This is a genomic window from Methylobacter sp., from assembly GCF_004322395.1.
GTDB lineage: Bacteria > Pseudomonadota > Gammaproteobacteria > Methylococcales > Methylomonadaceae > Methylobacter_A.
The window spans coordinates 1-1,529 of record NZ_SCTW01000085.1 but is presented as its reverse complement, the minus strand read 5'-3'; the positions used below and the strand labels follow the sequence as shown (position 1 = coordinate 1,529).

Genomic DNA, 1,529 nt, shown 5'->3' with positions numbered 1-1,529 from the left:
CTTAGCGTTGACGGTTGCTTTGGCCGAAATTAAGCACCACTATGTGCTGGCAAGTCTGTCGTTTTCAGGTAGAGGATTTAACCGTGAGTCTGAATGCGATGAAAAACAGTATTTAGCCGAAACATTGCGAGTATTCCCTTTTTCGTTTGAAGACCTGACCGTACTGACTGAGCTTATTATTGATGCGTTTAATAACCGGGATATTTGCGATCAATTGCCCCAAGATCATTCCAATCTGGTTGCAAAACGCCTGGGAGGGCCAAGTCGATGCGGCAAGTTAAAATTGCCCGATCTTATTGAGGCCATGCGCGCCAGTCAATTTGATCAACAATTTCTGTTTTTACCCGATGCAGAAATGCTGCGGTATATCACGGATATGATTCTTGCCGAAAATCTGTGGTTAAGTTCAAGACGAGAATTAGCCGAAGCAAATTCAGGTTTGGTTTCATATATAGCCAATCAGTACAGATGTGGTTTTTTAGACTTTGACGATCTGGTGCAGGAAGGTCAAACCGGTTTATTAAGAGCTATCGACAAATTCAATTGCCGACTGGGATTTCAGTTTTCAACTTATGCGGCTTATTGGATCAAACAGGCTATGTCCCGTGCTTTGTCTCGCCACGAAAGGGTCGTGCGCGTACCTTGCGAACAAGTCGCTAACATTAACAAAGTGCTGCGCGCTAAAAACGAGCTGCTTTCAAAAATAGGCAGAGAACCGTCCCTTAAGGAATTGACCGAATATTCAAAAATACCCGATGATCAAATAAATGCTATTTTAACCTTTTCACAAACAGCGCTGTCCCTGGAAAATTTGGATGGCGATGATGAATCATTAGCACCGATTGATTTTTTAGAGCAGCAGGTTTTTGCACAGCCTTTTAAAAAAATAGAGCAATCGGATCTTAAAGCCTGGATCGGCAGAGCAATTAAAATACTCGATCCACGGGAGTTAAAGGTTATTTGCTATCATTTCGGCATTAATAACGATAATGAAATGACTTTGCAGGAAATTGGTACGGAACTTCACTTAACCAGAGAGCGGGTTAGGCAGATTCAGGTTAAGGCGCTCAATAAAATGAAACTCAGCTATGGTAAGCAATTAATGAGTTTTTTATGATTAATGCTTGTTATATAAGTGGTCGCATCGGTTCCCTACCGATTGCGACACTTTCGCCATCCATGGCAGTTGTAATTAGGAGATATACATGAACAAATATTTTTTTAATATTTTGATTTTTTGCGTTGTGGGTGTTGGGGGATATTTAATTTATGACCGCCTACACACCACGCCTCCGATCCAGGATTCCCTGGCCTATTCGGACTTTATCGGCAAGGTAAAGCACGGACAGGTTGAGCGTGTGGAAGTGTCCGGTCAGATGCTCAGTGTGCGGACTTCAGAAGGTCAAAACTATGAAACGTTTAATCCCGGCGATGGGCATTTAATTGACGATCTTCTGAGTGCAGGCGTTCAGATAAGGACAGTGCCGCCGCAACAGGAAACATTGCTGATGAGGATATTTATCTCATGG

At 42.7% G+C, this 1,529-nt stretch carries 2 protein-coding genes; both read left to right on the top strand.

Annotated elements, in window-relative coordinates; all coding sequences use genetic code 11:
• The coding region (locus tag EPO18_RS12020; protein ID WP_292433614.1) for a sigma-70 family RNA polymerase sigma factor at positions 1-1,117 on the top strand (1,117 nt) is incomplete at its 5' end.
• 88 nt (positions 1,118-1,205) lie between these two features.
• On the top strand, positions 1,206-1,529 hold a 324-nt coding region (locus EPO18_RS12015), incomplete at its 3' end, for an ATP-dependent metallopeptidase FtsH/Yme1/Tma family protein (RefSeq protein ID WP_292433613.1).